The sequence below is a fragment of the Falsiruegeria mediterranea M17 genome (genome assembly GCF_900302455.1).
In the GTDB taxonomy this organism is placed as follows: domain Bacteria; phylum Pseudomonadota; class Alphaproteobacteria; order Rhodobacterales; family Rhodobacteraceae; genus Falsiruegeria; species Falsiruegeria mediterranea.
Window position 1 is genome coordinate 133028 of sequence record NZ_ONZG01000004.1, and the last position, 19350, is coordinate 152377.

The 19350-nt window shown below is 59.2% G+C and carries 22 protein-coding genes; 12 read left to right on the forward strand and 10 right to left on the reverse strand.

Going from position 1 to position 19350, the window contains the following annotated elements; all coding sequences use genetic code 11:
- Window positions 1-77 precede the first annotated feature (77 nt).
- Window positions 78-488, forward strand: a complete 411-nt coding sequence (locus tag TRM7615_RS09110) for a GFA family protein (protein WP_108786694.1) — start codon at window positions 78-80, stop codon at window positions 486-488.
- Between the two features lie 71 nt (window positions 489-559).
- On the opposite strand, the gene TRM7615_RS09115 is transcribed toward TRM7615_RS09110, so the two are convergent.
- Together TRM7615_RS09115 and TRM7615_RS09120 are read right to left on the reverse strand one after the other, a co-directional pair.
- Window positions 560-1480 carry a manganese-dependent inorganic pyrophosphatase gene (locus tag TRM7615_RS09115; protein ID WP_108786696.1) on the reverse strand — a complete coding sequence of 307 codons (921 nt, stop codon included), beginning with the start codon at window positions 1478-1480 and terminating at the stop codon, window positions 560-562.
- Between the two features lie 99 nt (window positions 1481-1579).
- Window positions 1580-2566 (reverse strand): TraB/GumN family protein, encoded by a 987-nt coding sequence (locus TRM7615_RS09120; RefSeq protein ID WP_108786698.1) that lies wholly within the window; start codon window positions 2564-2566, stop codon window positions 1580-1582.
- A gap of 114 nt (window positions 2567-2680) precedes the next feature.
- Between TRM7615_RS09120 and TRM7615_RS09125 the strand changes: the two genes are divergently transcribed.
- The 7 genes from TRM7615_RS09125 to TRM7615_RS09155 all read left to right on the forward strand — a co-directional run bounded on the left by TRM7615_RS09125 (window position 2681) and on the right by TRM7615_RS09155 (window position 8893).
- The gene (locus tag TRM7615_RS09125; protein ID WP_108786700.1) at window positions 2681-3352 is read left to right on the forward strand and encodes a DUF2161 domain-containing phosphodiesterase; all 672 of its coding nucleotides are present in this window, start codon (window positions 2681-2683) and stop codon (window positions 3350-3352) included.
- 153 nt (window positions 3353-3505) lie between these two features.
- Window positions 3506-3793: a co-chaperone GroES gene (locus tag TRM7615_RS09130; protein ID WP_108786702.1), complete on the forward strand. Its 288-nt coding sequence runs from the start codon at window positions 3506-3508 to the stop codon at window positions 3791-3793.
- A 51-nt stretch (window positions 3794-3844) separates the two neighbouring features.
- A complete protein-coding gene (groL, locus tag TRM7615_RS09135; RefSeq protein WP_108786704.1) occupies window positions 3845-5494 on the forward strand; it encodes a chaperonin GroEL in 1650 nt (549 codons plus the stop codon).
- 79 nt (window positions 5495-5573) lie between these two features.
- Window positions 5574-6041, forward strand: coding sequence for a GNAT family N-acetyltransferase (locus TRM7615_RS09140; protein ID WP_108786706.1), 468 nt, complete (start codon window positions 5574-5576; stop codon window positions 6039-6041).
- A 54-nt stretch (window positions 6042-6095) separates the two neighbouring features.
- Window positions 6096-6935 (forward strand): DMT family transporter, encoded by an 840-nt coding sequence (locus TRM7615_RS09145; protein WP_108786708.1) that lies wholly within the window; start codon window positions 6096-6098, stop codon window positions 6933-6935.
- Window positions 6936-6974: 39 nt separating this feature from the next.
- Complete coding sequence (locus TRM7615_RS09150) at window positions 6975-7745, forward strand: esterase/lipase family protein (RefSeq protein WP_108786710.1); 771 nt, start codon at window positions 6975-6977, stop codon at window positions 7743-7745.
- Entirely contained in the window at window positions 7742-8893 is a 1152-nt protein-coding gene (locus TRM7615_RS09155; RefSeq protein ID WP_108786712.1) for an alpha-D-ribose 1-methylphosphonate 5-triphosphate diphosphatase, read from the forward strand. The genes TRM7615_RS09150 and TRM7615_RS09155 overlap by 4 nt, the downstream gene beginning before the upstream one ends.
- Before the next feature lie 78 nt (window positions 8894-8971).
- On the opposite strand, the gene TRM7615_RS09160 is transcribed toward TRM7615_RS09155, so the two are convergent.
- The 3 genes from TRM7615_RS09160 to TRM7615_RS09170 all read right to left on the reverse strand — a co-directional run bounded on the left by TRM7615_RS09160 (window position 8972) and on the right by TRM7615_RS09170 (window position 10861).
- Window positions 8972-10045 carry a 5-(carboxyamino)imidazole ribonucleotide synthase gene (locus tag TRM7615_RS09160; protein WP_108786714.1) on the reverse strand — a complete coding sequence of 358 codons (1074 nt, stop codon included), beginning with the start codon at window positions 10043-10045 and terminating at the stop codon, window positions 8972-8974.
- Window positions 10038-10526 (reverse strand): 5-(carboxyamino)imidazole ribonucleotide mutase, encoded by a 489-nt coding sequence (purE, locus tag TRM7615_RS09165; RefSeq protein WP_108786716.1) that lies wholly within the window; start codon window positions 10524-10526, stop codon window positions 10038-10040. Before purE ends, TRM7615_RS09160 begins: the two co-directional genes overlap by 8 nt.
- A 110-nt stretch (window positions 10527-10636) precedes the next feature.
- Window positions 10637-10861, reverse strand: coding sequence for a YdcH family protein (locus TRM7615_RS09170; protein WP_108786718.1), 225 nt, complete (start codon window positions 10859-10861; stop codon window positions 10637-10639).
- Between the two features lie 164 nt (window positions 10862-11025).
- Here TRM7615_RS09170 and TRM7615_RS09175 point away from each other — a divergent pair, with 164 nt between their 5' ends.
- The 4 genes from TRM7615_RS09175 to TRM7615_RS09190 all read left to right on the forward strand — a co-directional run bounded on the left by TRM7615_RS09175 (window position 11026) and on the right by TRM7615_RS09190 (window position 13552).
- Complete coding sequence (locus tag TRM7615_RS09175) at window positions 11026-11439, forward strand: Hsp20 family protein (protein WP_181893022.1); 414 nt, start codon at window positions 11026-11028, stop codon at window positions 11437-11439.
- A gap of 3 nt (window positions 11440-11442) precedes the next feature.
- Window positions 11443-11667 carry a DUF1150 family protein gene (locus tag TRM7615_RS09180; protein WP_108786722.1) on the forward strand — a complete coding sequence of 75 codons (225 nt, stop codon included), beginning with the start codon at window positions 11443-11445 and terminating at the stop codon, window positions 11665-11667.
- Between the two features lie 143 nt (window positions 11668-11810).
- Window positions 11811-12689 carry a PhzF family phenazine biosynthesis protein gene (locus TRM7615_RS09185; protein ID WP_108786724.1) on the forward strand — a complete coding sequence of 293 codons (879 nt, stop codon included), beginning with the start codon at window positions 11811-11813 and terminating at the stop codon, window positions 12687-12689.
- Window positions 12686-13552: a glycosyltransferase family 10 domain-containing protein gene (locus TRM7615_RS09190; RefSeq protein ID WP_108786725.1), complete on the forward strand. Its 867-nt coding sequence runs from the start codon at window positions 12686-12688 to the stop codon at window positions 13550-13552. The genes TRM7615_RS09185 and TRM7615_RS09190 overlap by 4 nt, the downstream gene beginning before the upstream one ends.
- A gap of 56 nt (window positions 13553-13608) precedes the next feature.
- On the opposite strand, the gene TRM7615_RS09195 is transcribed toward TRM7615_RS09190, so the two are convergent.
- The 5 genes from TRM7615_RS09195 to trxB all read right to left on the reverse strand — a co-directional run bounded on the left by TRM7615_RS09195 (window position 13609) and on the right by trxB (window position 19172).
- The gene (locus TRM7615_RS09195; protein ID WP_108786727.1) at window positions 13609-15324 is read right to left on the reverse strand and encodes a bifunctional sulfate adenylyltransferase/adenylylsulfate kinase; all 1716 of its coding nucleotides are present in this window, start codon (window positions 15322-15324) and stop codon (window positions 13609-13611) included.
- Window positions 15325-15511: 187 nt separating this feature from the next.
- Window positions 15512-17209: an adenylate/guanylate cyclase domain-containing protein gene (locus TRM7615_RS09200; protein ID WP_108786729.1), complete on the reverse strand. Its 1698-nt coding sequence runs from the start codon at window positions 17207-17209 to the stop codon at window positions 15512-15514.
- 97 nt (window positions 17210-17306) lie between these two features.
- Window positions 17307-17654, reverse strand: a complete 348-nt coding sequence (locus tag TRM7615_RS09205) for a ribonuclease E inhibitor RraB (protein WP_108786731.1) — start codon at window positions 17652-17654, stop codon at window positions 17307-17309.
- A 64-nt stretch (window positions 17655-17718) separates the two neighbouring features.
- A complete protein-coding gene (locus TRM7615_RS26210; protein WP_108786733.1) occupies window positions 17719-18234 on the reverse strand; it encodes an RES family NAD+ phosphorylase in 516 nt (171 codons plus the stop codon).
- Window positions 18231-19172: a thioredoxin-disulfide reductase gene (gene trxB, locus TRM7615_RS09215; protein ID WP_085796263.1), complete on the reverse strand. Its 942-nt coding sequence runs from the start codon at window positions 19170-19172 to the stop codon at window positions 18231-18233. Before trxB ends, TRM7615_RS26210 begins: the two co-directional genes overlap by 4 nt.
- Window positions 19173-19350: the final 178 nt, after the last annotated feature.

Sequence of the window (19350 nt, forward strand, 5' to 3'; positions counted from 1 at the left end):
ATGTCAAATGTGACACTGCGCAATTCCCAGCCCATTGTCCATACTCCCCAGTCAGAACAGACAGGAGACACGACACGATGACACATTCAGGCGGCTGTTTTTGCGGCGCGATCCGGTACGAGGTAACGGACAAACCCATGCTCAAGGCGCAATGCCATTGCCGCGCGTGCCAGCATTTCACTGGCGGTGCGCCCAATCTCTTCATGGTTCTGCCCAAGGATGGGTTTCGCTACACCCAAGGCAGCCCCAGCACGTACCAACGCCCGGACCACGAAGCCCGCGTTACCAGAGAGTTTTGCGGAGCCTGCGGGACGCATCTGACATCACGTCGCCCGGGGCTGGAGGCCGTGATCCTCAAGATCGGGACATTGGACGATCCAAGTACCTACAAAGCGCCCAAGATGTCGATCTATGTGGCCGAGGCGCAGGCGTTTCATCACATCCCCGACGATCTGCCCGCCTTTGATGGCTACCCGCAGATGGGGTGATCCAGACCTTTGTCGGCCAAGAAAAAAGGCGCCCCAATGGGACGCCTTCGAAACAGTCGAAATGAAACCGATCAGACCTTGAGGTTTGGAATGATCTGTTTCTTGCGGCTCATGATGCCGGGCAGGACAACCGCGTCGCCATCAACCGATGCACCAAAGCTCTTCTCCGCAACGCCTTTGACCAGATCGTTGGGGACCAGCAACGTGGCCTCTTCGTTCAGGATGTCGACGACGAACAGCAGAACCTGGTCCACGCCATCTTCGCCCGCGACCGATGTCATCGAGTCCATCAGCGAGGCCTTGCGGTCCAGCACGACGCCCGGCGCAGTGGTTTCCAGAACCGAAACGCGGAACTTGGTGCTGTCGACTTCGTATTCCTTGCTGTCCATGCGGAGCAGCTCGGCATCCGAGAACGACGAGACATCCGACTTGGCGGCGAACATGTCGGCGGCATAAGCCGAGATATCCAAGCCCAGATCGGCAGCCAGCTTTTCAGCGACCGCACGGTCGTGATCGGTGGTGGTGGGCGAACGGAATTCCAGCGTATCGGACAAGATGCAGGTCAGCGCGGCGCCTTTGATGGCCTCGGGCATCTTGGCGGCGTCGTCACCCATCAGATCGATCATGATGGTGGCGGTGCAGGCCAGCTGCCGGATGGTGATGTGGATCGGGCCCTTGGTTTTCAGGCCGCCGACCAGCGCGTGGTGGTCGATAATCGCCTGCACGTCGGCGCCATTGATGTTTTCCGGCAGTTCGGCGGGGTTGTTGGTGTCGACAACGACACAGGCCTGACCATCGGCCACATCCGCGATGATCTCGGGCTTGTCCAGGTTCCAGCGCTCCAGCATGAAGGCCGCTTCGGTGTTGGGCTCACCAAGCAGGACCGGCTTGGCGTCGACGCCTTTGACTTCGTTCAGATACCAGGCCCAGACGATGGGTGATCCGGTGGAATCCGTGTCGGGGGATTTGTGTCCAAATACAAGGGTGGTCATGACTGCGTCCTGCGTTTAGCGAATTTTGCGGCCTTATAGGCCGAGCAGGTGATGATGTCACGCAGCCAGAGACGCCCTGCGGCACATGGTCTATGGCATTCAGAAGGAGGCCCGAGACATTGAATAGCCACGCTTGTGCAGCAGGTTGAGGATCCCATTGCGTCCCGGCAGATGCGCGGCCCCGACGGCCACCACCAGAGTGTTCCCCTTGGTGCGCAAAATGACCGGCATCCAAGCCTTGTTGCGCCGGTCCAACAGCAGATTGTCGAACTGCCGCAACAGGCGCACCACTTCGGATCGTGGAATGTCGATGTCCCGATACATGGTCCATTCCTTGATCAGCAGCGCTTCGGCCAGGGTTTCGCTGAAATAGGCGTTGCGTTGCGTGACGACCTGATCGTCGATGTTCAGATCGCTGGCCAGATCCAGCTCAAGCAGCTTGGCCTGATCACGGATGGGTTGCTTGGCCAGCGAGCTTACGCCGTCCATCGACCGTTCCAGTGACCCGATCGGCACTCGGTTGCGAATGGCGACATCTTCAATCCGATCGTCCAGGCCGGAATATGAGGCAAAGCCACGCCCACCGCAGCCGCTTTGGGCCAAGGATAGAGACAGATACCAAGGTTGGATAAGGGCGGTTTGTTCCGGGGCATAGCCCTGCAACTTCATGAGCACACTCAATTGCGACCAGGTTGCTGCCGACATCATTTGCGGAAGCGTCGGACCCTTGGTGATCAGAATGAGAGAGCGATTGTCGCGTAACACATTTTCCATCTTGGCGAGTTCAAGCCGCGTCACCTCAAGCAGGACAGCGTCAGCCTTTTCAATCACGGGGCGTAGCGTGCGCATTATGGAACGCATCCGACTGTCGCCGGTGTGCTGGGTTCCGATGACATGAATGCGCTGTTTGCCTTTGGTGGCGATCCAGTGGTTGCCATAAGCAAAAGGAACCTTGGCGATCTCACGCTTCAGACGCTCTTGCGCCGAGGGCGTCAACCTGTCCCGCAAATCGGTGCCCCGGCATTGGGCGGCGGCGACAGTGGCCGACGTCAGGCAGAACAGCACAAAGATGATCAGACGCAGCATCGGCGGACTCTCAATCCAGACATTTCGATCAACTGTAGGCGGACGGGCGGGCGAGGCAAGTGCCAGCTGCCAAAGGAGATTGTGAAGGCCGGAGGCTGTCCCTAGAATGAAACAATGGAGCGCGAACAGGAACTCTATCCACCGATCAAGGCACTGCTCGAAGGGCAGGGGTATGAGGTCAAGGGCGAGGTCGGCGCCGCCGATGTCATGGCCTGTCGCGGAGAGGAACCACCGGTCATTGTCGAGTTGAAGTTGCGCTTTTCACTCAGCTTGTTTCACCAGGCGATCACCCGTCTGGCGGTGACGGATCTGGTCTACGTCGCTGTCGCGCGGCCAACCGGGCGAACGGCCCGGCGCGCGCTCAAGGACAATTTGGCGATGTGCCGTCGCTTGGGGCTTGGTCTGATCACGGTGCGCGCCGACGGCCGGGCCGAGGTGCACTGTGATCCGGGACCATACGCGCCACGCAAGTCCAAGAAGCGGACCGAGCGGCTGCTGCGCGAGTTCAATCGCCTGGAAGGGGACCCCAACGCTGGTGGCGCCACACGGCACGGGATCGTCACGGCGTACCGTCAGGACGCGCTGCGCTGTGCGGCCTATCTGGCTGAAAACGGCCCGGCCAAAGGCGCTGTGGTGGCCAAATCCACTGGCGTGACCAAGGCGACAACGCTGATGCGGGACAATCACTACGGCTGGTTCGAAAAAGTTGAAACCGGCGTATACGCGCTTAGCTCGCAAGGGTCCGAGGGGCTGATCCATTGGGCTTACAGCTGGGAAGCGGAATAAATTCAAAAAAAAAGCATCCAGCCGTTGACTCAGAAATTTCATGTGCCTAGCTATGCGTCGTTAGCACTCAACTAGGGTGAGTGATAACGGCCACGTGCAAGGGAGCGCGGGGGCCGTAAAAGAAACGAACTTTGAGCTTAAGGAGCTGCAAAGATGGCATTGAAACCGCTTCATGACCGGGTACTGGTTCGCCGTACCGAAAGCGAAGAAAAAACCTCGGGCGGCCTGATCATCCCCGAATCCGCAAAAGAAAAGCCCAGCGAAGGCGTTGTTGTGTCGACCGGTGAAGGCGCGCGCAAAGACAGCGGCGAGCTGATCTCGATGGCTGTTTCGGCTGGCGACAAAATCCTGTTCGGCAAATGGTCGGGCACCGAGGTTCAGGTCGACGGCGAAGAGCTGCTGATGATGAAAGAAAGCGACATCATGGGGATCATCGAGTAAGCCACCCGGCTTCTCTGACCCCATTCCAAGACTTTTCAAGGAGAAAAGAACATGGCTGCTAAGGACGTCAAATTCGACACCGATGCCCGTAACCGTATGCTGGCTGGCGTGAACATCCTCGCCGACGCCGTCAAAGTGACTCTGGGGCCCAAAGGCCGCAACGTTGTTCTGGACAAATCGTTCGGCGCACCGCGCATCACCAAAGACGGTGTATCTGTTGCCAAAGAGATCGAGCTGGAAGATAAGTTCGAGAACATGGGCGCACAGATGGTGAAAGAAGTTGCTTCGCGCACCAACGACGAAGCAGGCGACGGCACCACCACTGCAACCGTTCTGGCACAAGCGATCGTTCGCGAAGGCCTGAAGCAGGTTGCTGCTGGTCTGAACCCGATGGACCTGAAGCGCGGCATCGACCTGGCGACCTCGAAAGTGGTTGAAGGCATCGTTGCATCGGCTCGCGAAGTCAAAGACAGCGACGAAGTTGCTCAGGTCGGCACCATCTCGGCCAACGGCGAAGCAGCAATCGGCCAGCAGATCGCAGATGCGATGCAAAAAGTTGGCAACGAAGGCGTCATCACCGTTGAAGAGAACAAAGGTCTGGAAACAGAGACCGATGTTGTCGAAGGCATGCAGTTCGACCGCGGCTACCTGTCGCCTTACTTCGTGACCAACGCTGACAAAATGATCGCAGATCTGGACGACTGCATGATCCTGCTGCACGAGAAAAAACTCTCGTCGCTGCAGCCGATGGTTCCGCTGCTCGAGCAGGTGATCCAGTCGCAAAAGCCGCTGCTGATCATTGCTGAAGACGTCGAAGGCGAAGCGCTGGCAACTCTGGTTGTCAACAAACTGCGCGGCGGCCTGAAAATTGCTGCTGTCAAAGCACCGGGCTTCGGCGATCGCCGCAAAGCAATGCTGCAGGACCTGGCAATTCTGACCGGCGGTCAGGTGATCTCGGAAGATCTGGGCATGAAGCTCGAGTCCGTGACCATGGACATGCTGGGCACCGCCAAGAAGGTCGAAATCACCAAAGACGAAACCACCATCGTCGACGGTGCTGGCGAAAAAGCCGAGATCGAAGCCCGTGTTGGCCAGATCCGCGCTCAGATCGAAGAAACCTCGTCGGACTACGACCGTGAGAAGCTGCAAGAGCGCGTTGCCAAACTGGCAGGCGGTGTTGCTGTTATCCGCGTCGGCGGCATGACCGAAGTTGAAGTCAAAGAGCGTAAAGACCGCGTTGACGATGCACTGAACGCGACCCGCGCAGCGGTTCAAGAAGGTGTAATCGTTGGTGGTGGTGTTGCTCTGGTTCAGGCCGGCAAAGCACTTGCCGAGCTGGAAGGCGCAAACTCGGACCAGAACGCTGGTATCGTGATCGTGCGTAAAGCAATCGAAGCGCCGCTGCGCCAGATCGCTGAGAACGCAGGCGTTGACGGTGCAGTTGTTGCCGGCAAAGTCCGCGAGAGCGACGATGCATCGTTCGGCTTTAACGCTCAGACCGAAGAATATGGCGACATGTTCTCGTTCGGCGTTATCGACCCGGCCAAAGTGGTTCGTACCGCTCTGGAAGACGCCGCATCGGTTGCTGGTCTGCTGATCACTACCGAAGCCATGGTTGCCGACAAGCCCGCCAAAGACGGCGCGGCCGGTGGCGGCATGCCCGACATGGGCGGCATGGGCGGCATGGGCGGCATGATGTAATCTGCCCAAGCAGTATGTTAAAAGAAGGGGCCGCCAATAGGTGGTCCCTTTTTTGGTTCTAGTATCAAGGCCTTGCAACATGCCTCCTCTGTCGTCCGCCGCATTTCCCCAACATGTTGATTCGCTGCTGCGCGCGGCGTTCGACACCGAAGACGAAGCCACCTTGGTTCATGCACTGCGTGCGGACCGGGACATGGCGGCCGAATTGACCATCAGCGAAGATGACCGGCTGGTGGGCTATGCCGCGCTGTCGTGGATGAAGCGCCCGTCTGGATGGGTGTGTCTTGCCCCTGTCGCGGTGGAGCCATCCCTGCAACGGCGCGGCATCGGTGGAAAGCTGATGAAGGCGGTTCAAAACTGGCTGACAGAGCGCGATCTGACTGCCGTCGTGCTGGGCGATCCAAGCTATTACGGCAAACGGGGTTTCTCAACTGCGCGGGCCCAGAACCTTACTTCGCCCTATCCGGTAGAACACACGCTTTTGGCAGGTCCCGGCAAAGGCGCCCCGAAAGAGACGCTTGTCTACCCACCTGCCTTCGACGGATGACCCCCTGACACAGTTTTGAGTGTTCCCCGGCGCGCCCGCACTGTAAGCGGGGGTATGCGTCTATTTCTGCTTACATGTCTGACCATGGTTGCCTTTGCGTCCAACTCCATCCTCAACCGCTTTGCGGTGGACAGTGGATCGATTGACCCGGGCAGCTTTGCCATCGTCCGGGTGCTTGCTGGTGCGGTGACGCTGGTGCTGCTGGTTTTGCTGCGGCGGGGGCAGATGGAGTTCTTCTCTGGCAGGCGACTGACCGGGGGTGGGGCACTCTCGCTCTATCTGGTTGGTTTCTCGCTGGCTTACCTGACGCTCGATGCAGGGGTCGGTGCGCTCATCTTATTCGGCGTGGTGCAGATGACCATGTTTGCAGTGACGGCCCTGACCGGGACACCACCCACGGCGCGACAGTTAACCGGCGCGGGTGTCGCTTTTGCTGGATTGTCCTGGGTTTTGTGGCCAAGCGAAGGCGCTTTGGTCGATCTTTCGGGGGCTGCCTTGATGACGGCGGCGGGGGTCGGCTGGGGCTTTTACACACTTGTTGGTCGGCAGGAACAAGACGCGCTGTCGGGAACGGCGGCCAATTTTGTGGTGGCCCTGCCACTTACGCTGGCGTGCATATTGGTCATATCGGACGTCTGGACACTGTCTGCCAAAGGCATTGCATTGGCGATCCTCTCAGGCGCGGTGACGTCCGGTTTGGGATATGCTCTGTGGTATCGGGTCTTGCCGCATCTGGCGGCAGCGGTGGCGGGTACCGTGCAGTTGAGTGTGCCGATCATCGCGCTTCTGTCTGGCGCGCTTTTGCTGGGCGAGGCCTTGTCCTTTGATCTGTTGCTGGGCGCCATGCTGGTTCTGGGTGGGATTGCGCTGGCCAGTACAAAGCCCAAACGGTGATCTGCTTTTCCCGCCCGCCAATCCGGGGTATGGGAGTTTATGCGCCGATTTCTTGTTTTCCTACTGCTTTGGCCCCTCCCTGCGATGGCAGATTGTGTGGTCTTGTTGCATGGTCTGGCCCGGACCGAAGCCTCGTTGAGTGTGATGGAAGAGGTTCTGGACCTCTACGAATATGACACGGTTCGGCCAGGATACCCCTCGACCGATCTGCCGATCCCTGATCTGGCGGCGCAGACCATTCCGGTGGCCATTTCCGAATGCGGCGATCAGACGGTGCATTTCGTGACACATTCGATGGGCGGCATCTTGGTGCGCCATTGGTTCCAGGAACACAAACCCGAAAACCTGGGACGTGTGGTGATGCTGGGCCCGCCCAATCAGGGCAGCGAGTTGGTGGACGAGTTGGGCGCCTATGAGGTGTTTGGCATGTTGAACGGACCCGCAGGCCTGGCGCTTGGGACGGGAGAAGAAAGCGTGCCGCGCGGCCTTGGTCCGGTGGATTTCCCGTTGGGTGTTATCGCCGGAACGAACTCGATCAACCCGTTGTTTTCCTCGATCATCCCCGGTCCGGATGATGGCAAGGTGTCGGTCGACTCGACACGAGTGACGGGCATGGCGGATCACATCCAGATGCCGGTGACGCATACGTTCATGATGAACAACCCGCTGGTGATCGCGCAGACAATCCATTTCTTGCGGTTCGGGCGGTTTGATCCAGAGCTCACTTGGATCGATTCCGTGCTTGGCCCGATCGAGCAGGTGTGCGAAGGGCTGGGATGTGAAATTCCTGACTCTCTGAGTACCAAATGACCCCACTAGACCTGACCTTGACCGGTGCCCGTGTCCTGATGCCAGGCGCGGGTTTGTGCGACGCCCCCCTGAGCATCGGAGGCGGTGTCGTTCAGGCGTCGGAACAGGGGCGTCAAGTCGATCTGTCGGGCTATCTGGTGCTCCCTGGAATTGTAGATTTGCATGGCGACGGTTTTGAGCGCCATTTGGCACCGCGTCGTGGGGCGATGAAGCAGATGGACGAGGGTGTGATCTCGGCCGAGGCAGAGTTTGCCGCCAACGGAATTACCACGGCTGTGATGGCGCAGTTTTTCAGCTGGGAGGGCGGCTTGCGGGCGCCGGAGTATGCCGGTCAGGTCTTTGCGGCGATGAAGGCGGTGCGCGGCCGCGTGGTAACCGACCTGATCCCGCAACTGCGGTTCGAGACCCATATGCTGGACGATTACGACGGGCTAGCCGACCGGATCAGCGAATGGGAGGTGTCATATGTCGTGTTTAACGACCACCTGCCGCATGACCGGTTGGCAGCGGGCAAGAAACCGCCACGACTCACGGGACAGGCGCTCAAGGCGGGGCGGAATCCGGATGTTCATAGGCAGATGCTGAAAGACATGCACGCGCGGGCAGATGAGGTGCCCCAAGCGGTGACGGGTTTGGCGGCGGAGCTGGCGGCCCGCGGGGTGCGGTTAGGCAGCCATGATGATCACTCGGCTGAAGATCGCAAAACCTGGAAAGCACGTGGGGTGTCGATCTGCGAGTTTCCCGAAACCGCAGAGGCAGCCGAGGCGGCGCGGGCGGCGGGTGACCCGGTCATTCTGGGTTCGCCCAATGTGGTGCGGGGCGGGTCGCACAAAGGCAATGCTTCGGCCTTGGATCTGATCACCATGGGGCTTTGTGATGCCTTGGCGTCGGACTACCACTATCCCAGCCCGCGCCGGGCAGCCGTGATGTTGGCCAAGTCGGGCGTGTTGGATCTTGCCGGAGCCTGGGACTTGGTGTCCGCCGGACCCGCGCGGGTGTTGGGGTTGTCGGACCGAGGGCGGTTGAGCCCGGGGCTCCGCGCGGATCTGGTGATTTTGGACGCAGACACCCATCGCGTGGCGGCCACCTGTTCAGGTGGTGTCGTGAGTTACATGAGCGGGGACATTGCAGCGCGGTTCGTGGGCTAGCAGCGCGCTCCCTCAGGCCCCTTTGGGGCCATCGGCAGCGCGCCCGAAAAATCGGGGATTTTCCGGCACCGCGCCGTTTCAACCCTGGCGTTGGATCCGGTTGACGTGACCCATCTTGCGACCCGCCTTGGTCTCGGCCTTGCCATAAAGATGGATCGCGGTGTCGCGATCTTTTGCCAACTCGGGGATGCGGTTCACGTCGTCGCCAATCAGGTTCTCCATCACCACATCCGAATGACGCTGACCATCACCCAGGGCCCATCCCGCAACCGCGCGAATGTGCTGCTCGAACTGATCTACTGCGCACCCGTTCTGCGTCCAGTGGCCGGAGTTGTGCACGCGCGGTGCGATTTCGTTCACAATCAGCCCTTGGGAGGTCACGAACAGCTCGACCCCCATCACGCCGACATAATCCAGAGCGTTGAGGATGTTGGCTGCCAGCAGCACCGCGTCCATGCGCTGTGCCGCACTCAGCCGCGCGGGTACGGTGGTGGTGTGCAGGATGCCATCGCGATGGACGTTTTCGCCCGGATCAAAGCAGGCGACCTCTCCGGATGGGCTTCGGGCGGCGATGACCGAAACCTCGTGGCTGAAGTCGACAAAACCTTCGAGAATCGCGGGCGCACCGGCCATATCCGCCAGCGCGGTTTCAGCATCCTCAGGCGATTTCAGGCGCGATTGGCCTTTGCCGTCATAGCCGAAGCGGCGGGTTTTCAGGATCGCGGGTGTGCCAATCTCGGCGATTGCGGCAGTCAAGCTGTCGAGGTCGGTGATGTCTGCGAAAGGCGCTGTCTTGAGGCCCAGGCCTTGCAGGAAAGTCTTTTCGGTCAGCCGGTCCTGACTTACGCGCAGGGCTTCGCGGCCCGGACGGATGGGTTTGTGCGCCTCGAGCAGATCCAATGCTTCGGTCGGGATGTTCTCGAACTCATAGGTGATGACATCTACGGCTTGGGCAAACCGCTCGAGCGCCTCGGCATCGTCGTAGGCTGCGGTGGTCACCTGATCGGACACGTGGCCTGCGGGTGGGTTGGCGCCGGGTTCGAAAACATGGGTCTTGAACCCAAGGCGTGACGCCGCGACCGAGAGCATGCGGCCCAGTTGGCCGCCACCGAGAATGCCGATGGTTGCGCCTGTTGTCAGGGCTTCAGTCATCGCTGGGCACCTCGGGGATCGAAGCCGACAGGTCGTCGCGCCATTTATCAAGCCGCGCGGCGAGATCAGGGTCGTTGATGGCCAGGATACCAGCCGCCATCAAACCACCGTTTGCAGCGCCGGCCGCTCCGATGGCCATGGTCGCAACCGGGAACCCCTTGGGCATCTGCACGATGGAATAGAGCGAGTCGACGCCAGAAAGGGCGCGTGTCTGCACCGGGATGCCGATCACCGGCACACGGGTTTTAGACGCCATCATGCCTGGCAGATGCGCCGCGCCGCCGGCCCCTGCGATGATCACATGCAGACCACGGTCAACGGCGGTCTTGCCATAGTCCCAAAGACGGTCCGGTGTTCTGTGTGCCGAGACGATCCGGGTTTCATAGGCAACGCCCAATTCGTCCAGAATATCTGCTGCCCCTTTCATCGTGGGCCAATCCGACTGGCTGCCCATGATGATCCCAACTTTGATCTCGCTCATCCGATCCGCCCCTGCTTGCGAAAGAGCGCGCACTATAGCCAAATCACTTTGTTAAGCAATGTGAATGAGACGGGTTTGTCAGAGGTGTTTCGTCGCGGCAAAGGCCCGCGTCACGCGATGATATCGGGGGTCAGGCGATCCTCGATCACGGCGATCATGTCCTTGACCCGCAGCTTTTGTTTTTTTAGGCGCTTGATGGTGAACTGATCACCCGTGCCGCGATCAACCAGAGCCATGATGGCCTCGTCCAGATCCCGATGTTGCCGCTTGAAGACTTCCAACTCCACCCGCAGGACGTCGTCGGTTTTCATCGATAGATCTGTGGGAGCGTTCATATGGCGACTCGGGTCTTTGTGGTCTTTCTGGGCACAGGATACGCGTTCACGATGTTTTCGCCTAGACCTTGTTAAGGGGGGAATTTCTTCCCATATTCAACAAGTGCGGTTGCCGAATCCGGGACCGTGCGCACCGTCGCTTTGACAATAAAGGACGACAAGACGTGTCAAAACTTACTCTTGGCTCATACCCGCACATGCTCGGGTTCGAGCAGTTGGAACGCCTTCTGGAACGTTCGGCCAAATCGGGCAACGAAGGGTATCCCCCGTACAACATCGAACAGACCTCGGATTATTCCTATCGCATTACGCTGGCGGTGGCCGGTTTTGCCGAAGAGGATCTGTCGATCACCATCGAGGACCGTCAACTGGTGATCCGGGGCCGTCAAAGCGACGACAGCGAGGGGCGGGTTTTCCTGCATCGTGGCATTGCCGCGCGCCAGTTTCAGCGCATGTTTGTACTGGCCGACGGGGTAGAGGTCGGCGAGGCAGTGATGGAAAACGGATTGCTCCATGTGGATCTGACGCGCGCGCGTCCGGAAACCGTGGTGCAAAAGATCAACATCAAGAAAGGGTAAGAGATGGAAACGCCATATGATTTCAATGAAAACGGCAGCCGTATCGTCTATGTCAAAACCGTAGAGGTTGCTGACCTGCCCGATCAGATCCGGGCCGAGGCCGGGGATCACGAACAGCTTTATGCCGTGCACGATGAAGAAGGGCAGCAATTGGCCCTGGTCGCTGACCGCAAGCTGGCCTTCATGTTGGCTCGCGAGCATGATTTTGCGCCGGTTGCCGTGCACTGAGTGTAACGAATTCAGAGAATTTGGTGAAAGGCGCAGCATTTTGTTGCGCCTTTTTGGTATCTGGTTTTGCGTGCTTTTGGAGGTGACACTCTGGGATTGAGGGAGTACCCCTTGATCCCGATCGCGCCAAAGGGAGGCTGATGATGAGCTGGTTTGAGTTTGACTGGGTGGATGCCTTCACCGATCAGGCCTTTGGCGGCAATGGGTGTGCTGTGGTGCATGGCGGCGCTCACCTATCCGAAGAGATCTGCACTGCCTATGTGCGCGAGACGTCTTTGGTGGAATGCACATTCACAGGCCCTTCTGATGTGGCTGACGTCAAAGTGCGCTATTTCCTGGCCAGCCGTGAGATCCCCTTTGCTGGGCATCCGACAATTGCCACGGTGGCCGCCATGCGATCACGGGGGATGATCGAGGGCGATGAGTTGGTGCTGGAAACCGGCGCGGGGCTGGTTTCGATCCATCTGAATGGCGGCGAGATCGAGATGACGCAAGTGGCGCCGCAGTTTGGCGACACGGTGCCGGTCGAATTGGTGGCCCGTACTGTCTCGTTGCCGACCGAAGCGATCGTGGCGCAGCCTCAGATGGTCTCGACCGGCCTGCCGTTCTGTATCACGGTACTGCGCGATCACGACGCACTGAAACAGGCCAAGTTGAATGTTGATGCGATGCGCAAGATGGCGGCCAGCCAGGGATACGCAGGCACCGACATGCTGGAGCCGTTTCTGGTCACCTTGCAGGGCGCAACCGAGGTCGGCGATACGTATTCTCGCCTTTTGATGGCACCTCCCAGTCCGTCTGAGGATCCATTCACGGGTTCTGCTACGGGCGCGATGGCCGCTTATCTGTGGCGACATGGATTGATGGAGAAAGAGACATTCACGGCTGAGCAAGGCCATGGGATGGGGCGCCCTGGTCAGGCCACTGTGACGCGCGTGGGGCCGTCTGACGATATCTCGGGGGTCAAGGTTGCGGGGCTGGGATTTGTCCTGATGCGGGGTCAAGTGGATCTGCCGGAATGAGCAACGCAGCAATTGCAATTCTGCCATATGGGATGGGACTTGGACCCAAGCTTGCGTCGGTGTCTGTGACAGAGCTGCTTTGGCCGCTGGGTTGCCCCGAGCGGCTGAGCGGCAAGACAGTGGGCGATCTGCTGCCCACAGATCACCTGATTGTCTATCCCAAGACGGCCACGCATTTCCGGTTGCGGCGCGGAACGCGCGCGCAGATTTCGCTGGTCATGGGGGAACCTTCGGTCATTCATGCCAAGCATCTGAAGTTGCTGCGCTTTACCTGGCGCCGGTTCTTTCGGGTGCTGACGTTTCATGACAGTTTGCTCGGTCATATCCCCAACGCACAGTTCTTTGCCTTTGGCACAACCTGGGTGCCGGAGTGGAAGGAATTGCCACTCAACAAGACGGCCATGTGTTCGTTGATTGCATCTGCCAAGCGGGACAGCGCGGGGCATCAATTGCGTCATGCCATTGTCGATTGGGTGCGGGACACCGATCAGGATGTCCAGATCATGGGGCGCGGCTATACCCCGTTTGATGAGAAGTCAGAGGGGTTGGCGCCTTACCGCTATTCGGTCGTGATCGAGAACGTGCAGGAAGACAACTACTTTTCGGAAAAGCTGCTGGATGCGGTGTTCTGTAACACGGTGCCGATCTATTGGGGCTGCCCCAATATCGAGCGGTTTGTTGATCCCACAGGTATCATTCGATGCAACTCCGAGGCCGAGGTGCGCGCCGCCATTGCTGCCATGTCGGTCGAGGATTTCGAGAGCCGGTTGCCCGATCTGAAACGCCTGCAAGGTGAATTGGAACCCTACGCTGATCTTGAACGTCGCGCGGCGCAGGCCATTCAGGACGCGCTCGCAACCTAATTAAGAAAAAAGGCCCGCCAGATGGCAGGCCTTTCTACGTTTCCAAGTCAGCCGATTTAGGCCGAAACCAAACCCATGCTTTCGAGTTTCAACAACACCTGATGGGCACAGTTGTCGACTTCGACGTTTTCGGTCTCGACGCTCAGCTCTGGGTTTTCTGGCACGTCATAAGGGTCAGAAATCCCGGTGAATTCCTTGATCTTGCCCTCGCGTGCGAGCTTGTACAGCCCCTTGCGGTCGCGGCGTTCGCACTCCTCGATCGAGGTCGCAACATGCACCTCGACAAAGGCGCCAAAGGCTTCGACGTCTTCGCGCACGGCGCGGCGGGTGGTGGCATAGGGCGCGATTGGCGCACAGATGGCGATGCCGCCGTTCTTGGTGATCTCGGACGCAACATATCCGATGCGACGGATGTTGAGGTCACGATGCTCTTTCGAGAACCCCAGTTCCGAAGACAGGTTCTTACGCACGATATCGCCATCCAGCAGCGTCACAGGACGGCCGCCCATTTCCATCAGCTTGACCATCAAAGCATTGGCGATGGTCGATTTGCCCGAGCCGGAGAAACCGGTGAAGAAAACAGTGAAACCCTGTTTTGAGCGCGGCGGGCGGGTCTTACGCAGTTCGGTCACCACTTCGGGGAACGAGAACCACTCGGGGATTTCCAGACCTTCTTGCAGGCGGCGACGCAATTCGGTGCCCGAAATGTTCAGGATGGTGACGTCATCCTTGTCGGCGATTTCGTCGTTGGGTTCGTATTGGGCGCGCTCCTGCACATAGACCATGTGCTTGAAGTCGACCATTTCGATGCCCATCTCGTGCTGATGCTCACGGAACAGATCCTGAGCGTCATAAGGGCCATAGAAATCCTCGCCGGCCGAGTTTTTGCCCGGTCCTGCGTGATCACGGCCCACGATGAAGTGGGTGCAGCCGTGGTTGGCGCGGATCAGCCCGTGCCAGACTGCCTCGCGCGGACCAGCCATACGCATGGCCAGATTCAGAAGGCTCATACCAGTGGTGGCGGCAGGGTATTTGTCCAAAACCGCCTCGTAGCAGCGCACGCGGGTAAAATGATCGACGTCGCCCGGCTTGGTCATGCCCACAACCGGGTGGATCAGCAGGTTGGCCTGCGCTTCCTTGGCGGCGCGAAAGGTCAGTTCCTGGTGCGCACGGTGCAGCGGGTTACGGGTCTGGAACGCCACCACACGGCGCCAGCCGACCTTGCGGAAAAACGCGCGCAGCTCATTGGGCGTGTCGCGGCGGGCGCGGAAATCATAGTGCACAGGTTGCTGGATGCCGGTGATCGGACCGCCCAAATAGACCGGTCCTGCTGTGTTGTGCAGATAGTTGACGGCCGGGTGGGCGTCATCATCAGCACCAAACACTTTTTCAGCTTCGCGAGCCTTGTTCGGGGTCCAGCGGTCACTGATCGTCATAGTGCCCAGAATGACGCCTTCCTGGTCGCGTAGGGCGATGTCTTCGCCGACCTCAAGCGAAGCCGCAAAGTCTTCGGAGACGTCGAGCGTGATCGGCATCGGCCAGAGCGTTCCGTCGGCCAGGCGCATGTTTTCGACCACGCCATTGTAATCCTCTTCGCTGAGGAAACCTTTTAGCGGATTGAACCCGCCGTTCATAAGCAGTTCCAGATCACAGATCTGGCGCGGGGTCAGATCCCAGCTTTTCAGGTCGGCCGCTTCGACCTTGAGTTTAAGTGCGGAATCGTAGGAAACGTAGAGTTCCGGAATGGGTGCAAGGTTGCTGTGCATCGTCATTGAAATTCTCTCTTTGAGTCCTGTTCGTATGTGTGAATGCCTCAAAAACGGGTACTATCCCCGTGACGCGGGTAAAGTCCATAAGGTCAACACAAACTAAGGACGGTGTGTGATGGAATCGCACATAATGGGAAGAATTCGGGGTGTATGCGTTTGAACCCGGATGCCTGTTTGTCAGAACGATGCTTCAACGGGGGGCTGTCGTCTGGCCAGAGAACAATTCCGGCAGGTCATCCAGCTCAACAGCGCGTTTGACCGGCAGGGCGCGCAACGATTCCGAGACCCCCCGCAGCTCAAAGCTCTGCAACTCCAGTGATGTCACATCGACCCCGGCTTCGTTCAGGACGGCCTCGGACACCAGCAGTTCGACGCCTAATTCCTTGGTCTGCCCCTCCAATCGGCTTGCCGCATTGACGGTGTCGCCGATGATCGTGCGTGGCGCATGTCCGGCCGAACCGATCTCTCCCAGCACCAGATTGCCCAGGTGCACACCGATCCCGATCCGCACGCTTGGGTCGCCTTCTGTGTCGAGCGTCTGATTGAACGCCTCTAGCGCGCGACCAACTTCAGCGGCGGCTTTCAAGGCTGCCCTGGCCGAGCTTGGCGTGTCGGTGGTTTCAAAAACGGCCAGCAACCCGTCGCCCAGGTATTTGTCCACTGTGCCGCCCGCTTGCACGATGGATGGAACAATCGCGTCAAAGAACCGGTTGAGCAGAAACACCACATCATAAGGCAGTTGTCCGGTGGTGCGGGCGGTAAAGCCGCGCATGTCCAGAAACAGAATCGCCAGTTGTCGTTCCTGCCCCTGGCTTTTGTGCGCCCGATTGCGTTGCCCGTCGGGGCGGAACACCCGGAACACGGTCGCAGGGTTGGTTGGGCGGATCTGACAGGCCAGCCGCGTGTTGGGCGCGGCTTTGACAGCGCGCAGGCTGCGCGCTTCGGCCTCGGACGGCGGTTCCAACAGGTCGATGCCTTCTTCAACCACAACGCGGCAGGTGGTGCAGCGCCCCTTGCCACCGCAAAGCGCCGTGTGGGGCACACCGTTGGCTTGCGACATCTCGAGAAGTGTCATGCCTTTTTCGGATGTGATGCGGGGTCCTTGGACGTATGAGATTCTTACCGACCGGCGGCGCGCTAAAAGCTTGCGGCCCAGATAGACCGCCGCAGTCAGGCCAAGCAACGACCAGAACACTATTGTTCCTTGTTCTGTCGCCACAAAAAGCGCCTGGAATGTCTCGCGCGACGGCCAGTTGAAATACTCCATATATTCGGGGCGCAGGTCATTATCGATGAAGATGTCATACATCCGGCGCCCTTCGGTCAGCACCCCGGCCAAACCAAAGGCGGGTACCAGAACCGCGGCACCAATCAGATAAGGACTGAACTTTTGCCAAAGGGGATGCAGTCGCAGCCAGAAATGAAGGCCAATGCAGCCGTGAATCCAGACAACCAGCATCAGCCCGCTTTGCTTCCAGATCGCCGATGATGGCCACATCAGGATGATGAGATAACTCATTTCGTCATTCACATCGAAAAGCTCGTGGGCATACCGCGTCTGTACCAGATGCGCGATCAATTGCAGGGGTATGACCAGACCCAGAACAACCTGCAACGCCTCGCTGATGGGCATCCGCAGGGTTCGGCGCCCGGCCACCTTGGCCAGAGCCAAACCCGCATGCAGGACCAGCGCTGTATAGAGTACACCGCTACCCACAGGGTTGCGGATGATGCTGCGCATGACTTCCTCCATCCCGTCCATCAGGTCGGTCGAGATCAGGCCCATGCCAATGTTGATGAAATGAAAGAAGGCGTAGATGAACAGGATCAGGCCGGTGACGATCCGGGCCCGCGTCTGCCAATTTCCGCGCCAGAGTGCGCTTGCCAAGGGGGGCCTCCCGAGCTTGCTCCCAACTCGGACCACTGTGACGGCAGGGCCCGAGCGTGGTCAAGGCGCAGGTGATGTTTGTTTTTGCGTCCGGATCTTAGGCTTCAAGACCCCAGCCGTCAGGGGCGAACCCATGTTCAAGCGCGGCCTGGGTCGCGACTTCTTCGCCGATCCAGATGCTGGAGGCTGACACGACCTGTTCGGGCAGGGTCGCCATCAGATAGGGACCTTCGCCCTCATCGTCTTCGATGTACTGGCAGACATAATCCTGGCGGCTGAGCACATCTGCCAGGGGGCGCCAGTCAGCCTCGTCCGAGGTGGGGACGAAAAAGTAATCCACATCCGCCACTTCGGGCAGCCCATGTTTGGACTGGAGGTCAGCATAAACCGCAAAGGTTTCAGCCTGCTGGGCGGCGAAATCGTGGCTGGCAGTGTTCTGGGACATTCGGGCCGGTCCTCATATGTATGCGAGAAAGCTGGCCTATAGGGTTTTGTCCTGTTTGCCTAGGTTAATAGTGCGGGTCAAAAGCCTGTGACGGGCCATCTCTTCTGATCTTTGGTCCGTCCGCAGCGTTCCAGCGAAAGAGTGAAAGATGGGTCAGGTCCGGCCGCGAGCGCGAGGGGGTCAGCAACCCGTCCAGTCCCTGGGCCCGCAACCGGTCGCCAAGGTGCCACGTGGGTGAAACCTCTCCTTTTGCATGACGCTCTGCCCAGAAAGCATGAATGTCGTCCAACGAGACACTCCAAAGTTCGCGAGCCTGATGGGACCGAAGGTCGGCGACAGTTGCGTTTTCGACAGCAAATGGAAAAATCGCGCGTGGTGGATCTTGGGGTTGAACATATACCCGTAACGCGACTTGGCAGCCTTCGGGTGTTTGAGACAGATAAAGCGCTTTTTGACCACTATGATGCCAGCGTCCTCGCGGTGCGCGGGCGGGACTGAGCAGGTCATGCTCTTGCCCCAGAAAACCCGCCCGCCAAAACCGCCCCTGAATTCGGGCGATGTGGCGGGCGGTGTCTGTCATTCCTGTTCGGCCAGGAACCGTTCGGCATCAAGCGCCGCCATGCAGCCCATGCCGGCGCTTGTGACGGCTTGGCGATACACGTGGTCGGTCAGGTCGCCGGCGGCAAAAACCCCGGGCACCGACGTGCGTGTGGTGCCGGGCTCGGTCACCACATAACCGCCCATGTGGGTCTCAAGCGAGTCTTTGACCAGCTCGTTGGCCGGGGCATGGCCGATGGCGATAAAGACGCCCTTGCAGGGGATGTCGGTGATCTCGCCGGTTTGCACGTTCTTGACCTTGACGCCTTCGACGCCAAGCGGCGCGTCGGTGCCATAGACCTCGTCCAGCTGGTTGAACCACAGGGTCTCGATCTTTTCGTTCTTGAACAGGCGGTCCTGCAGGATCTTTTCGGCGCGCAGCTCGTCGCGGCGGTGGATCAGCGTCACTTTGGATGCAAAGTTCGTGAGGAACAGCGCCTCTTCAACAGCGGTGTTGCCGCCGCCTACAACCACGATCTCTTGTCCGCGATAGAAAAAGCCGTCGCAGGTGGCACAGGCCGAAACGCCAAAGCCCTTGAATTTCTCTTCGCTCTCCATCCCCAGCCATTTGGCGCGCGCGCCAGTGGCTAGAATGACAGCGTCAGCGGTGTAGACCGAGCCGCTGTCGCCCTTGGCGGTGAAGGGACGTTTCGACAGGTCCAGATCGGTGATGATGTCGCCGATGATCTCGCACCCCATGGCCTGGGCATGCTCCTGCATCTTGATCATCAGGTCGGGGCCCTGGACCTCGGTGAAACCGGGGTAGTTCTCGACCTCGGTCGTGGTGGTCAGCTGACCGCCGGGCTCAATACCCTGAACCAGAATCGGTTCCAGCATGGCGCGGCTGGCATAAACACCAGCGGTGTAGCCTGCAGGCCCTGAACCGATGATCAGAACTTTGGTGTGACGTGTTTCGGCCATCATGACCCCCTATGATCTGCTCGAATGCGTGTGATGGCAGCAGCGCCATCCGTCGGGGGATGGATATAGCGACGGCAGGGGGCCTCTTAAACCCCCAAACACGCAGGGTTGCAGAACGGCAACGCAAGCGGAGCAAGGCGCCCGCACATAAATTCCGTAGTCGAAAATTATCGTGACG

What these genes read in the sequence shown, in the direction of transcription:
- TRM7615_RS09110 (WP_108786694.1), top strand. Translation starts at nt 78, where the DNA reads ATGACACATTCAGGCGGCTGTTTTTGCGGCGCGATCCGGTACGAGGTA.
- TRM7615_RS09115 (WP_108786696.1), bottom strand. Translation starts at nt 1,480, where the DNA reads ATGACCACCCTTGTATTTGGACACAAATCCCCCGACACGGATTCCACC.
- TRM7615_RS09120 (WP_108786698.1), bottom strand. Translation starts at nt 2,566, where the DNA reads ATGCTGCGTCTGATCATCTTTGTGCTGTTCTGCCTGACGTCGGCCACT.
- TRM7615_RS09125 (WP_108786700.1), top strand. Translation starts at nt 2,681, where the DNA reads ATGGAGCGCGAACAGGAACTCTATCCACCGATCAAGGCACTGCTCGAA.
- TRM7615_RS09130 (WP_108786702.1), top strand. Translation starts at nt 3,506, where the DNA reads ATGGCATTGAAACCGCTTCATGACCGGGTACTGGTTCGCCGTACCGAA.
- groL (WP_108786704.1), top strand. Translation starts at nt 3,845, where the DNA reads ATGGCTGCTAAGGACGTCAAATTCGACACCGATGCCCGTAACCGTATG.
- TRM7615_RS09140 (WP_108786706.1), top strand. Translation starts at nt 5,574, where the DNA reads ATGCCTCCTCTGTCGTCCGCCGCATTTCCCCAACATGTTGATTCGCTG.
- TRM7615_RS09145 (WP_108786708.1), top strand. Translation starts at nt 6,096, where the DNA reads ATGCGTCTATTTCTGCTTACATGTCTGACCATGGTTGCCTTTGCGTCC.
- TRM7615_RS09150 (WP_108786710.1), top strand. Translation starts at nt 6,975, where the DNA reads ATGCGCCGATTTCTTGTTTTCCTACTGCTTTGGCCCCTCCCTGCGATG.
- TRM7615_RS09155 (WP_108786712.1), top strand. Translation starts at nt 7,742, where the DNA reads ATGACCCCACTAGACCTGACCTTGACCGGTGCCCGTGTCCTGATGCCA.
- TRM7615_RS09160 (WP_108786714.1), bottom strand. Translation starts at nt 10,045, where the DNA reads ATGACTGAAGCCCTGACAACAGGCGCAACCATCGGCATTCTCGGTGGC.
- purE (WP_108786716.1), bottom strand. Translation starts at nt 10,526, where the DNA reads ATGAGCGAGATCAAAGTTGGGATCATCATGGGCAGCCAGTCGGATTGG.
- TRM7615_RS09170 (WP_108786718.1), bottom strand. Translation starts at nt 10,861, where the DNA reads ATGAACGCTCCCACAGATCTATCGATGAAAACCGACGACGTCCTGCGG.
- TRM7615_RS09180 (WP_108786722.1), top strand. Translation starts at nt 11,443, where the DNA reads ATGGAAACGCCATATGATTTCAATGAAAACGGCAGCCGTATCGTCTAT.
- TRM7615_RS09185 (WP_108786724.1), top strand. Translation starts at nt 11,811, where the DNA reads ATGAGCTGGTTTGAGTTTGACTGGGTGGATGCCTTCACCGATCAGGCC.
- TRM7615_RS09190 (WP_108786725.1), top strand. Translation starts at nt 12,686, where the DNA reads ATGAGCAACGCAGCAATTGCAATTCTGCCATATGGGATGGGACTTGGA.
- TRM7615_RS09195 (WP_108786727.1), bottom strand. Translation starts at nt 15,324, where the DNA reads ATGACGATGCACAGCAACCTTGCACCCATTCCGGAACTCTACGTTTCC.
- TRM7615_RS09205 (WP_108786731.1), bottom strand. Translation starts at nt 17,654, where the DNA reads ATGTCCCAGAACACTGCCAGCCACGATTTCGCCGCCCAGCAGGCTGAA.
- TRM7615_RS26210 (WP_108786733.1), bottom strand. Translation starts at nt 18,234, where the DNA reads ATGACAGACACCGCCCGCCACATCGCCCGAATTCAGGGGCGGTTTTGG.
- trxB (WP_085796263.1), bottom strand. Translation starts at nt 19,172, where the DNA reads ATGGCCGAAACACGTCACACCAAAGTTCTGATCATCGGTTCAGGGCCT.